Genomic DNA, 663 nt, shown 5'->3' with positions numbered 1-663 from the left:
AGAGTAGGCGCATGAAAAATTCATGCGCCTCTCACAGTTCCGTACGTGCGGGTCATCGCATACGGCTCCTCCACGTTTATCCCCGCTGGGGATGCAGTTCATTGTAAATGTCTAAAAGAAAAACAAGTTTGATTTCACGAAACCTTTCTTTAGGAATCGCATAATGTACATGTTGGGTTTTCGAATTTCTCCATCTAGTCATTGAAAGATGAGGAAGTTCACCCTCCCAATTCCTTTTTCGAAGCTCCCTGTGGAGCTTTCTTATTTTTCTCCAGCTTCTTAACTGAATCATCCTAAGCCTTCTTCGAATCCATGAATCCAGTTGTTGAAACAGTTTCTTTGAAAATCCAATGCCAAAGTATCTTCCCCATCCTCTGATAATGGGGTTCAAACGATGTTTAACGAATTCCTCCAAACCCACTGTTTGATTTCTTTTCGTTACCCTTTTGATACTTTCCTTGAATTTCTTTACTGCTTTATCTGATGGTGTATGAAAATATCCTTTTTTGAAAATGTATCCTAAAAAGATAAACGGTTCTTCATAATTGTCCACTATCTTAGTTTTACCAGGGTGTATTTCCAAACCTAACCCTTCTTCTAAAAGCTTTACTACCGTTCTTAGTACTCTTTCTGCACCTTTCAGTGATTTGCAGCAGATAACAA

1 protein-coding gene is annotated in these 663 nt (G+C 38.9%); it reads right to left on the bottom strand.

Annotated features, from left to right (window positions below):
* Positions 1 to 76: 76 nt before the first annotated feature.
* The coding region (locus TR08_RS14090; RefSeq protein ID WP_045519110.1) for a group II intron maturase-specific domain-containing protein at positions 77 to 663 on the bottom strand (587 nt) is incomplete at its 5' end.

The sequence above is a fragment of the Neobacillus niacini genome, assembly GCF_000759675.1.
GTDB classification, from domain to species: Bacteria; Bacillota; Bacilli; order Bacillales; family Cytobacillaceae; genus Neobacillus; species Neobacillus niacini_A.
The sequence above is the reverse complement of the archived record's forward strand: the minus strand, read 5'-3'. Positions and strand labels throughout refer to the sequence as shown.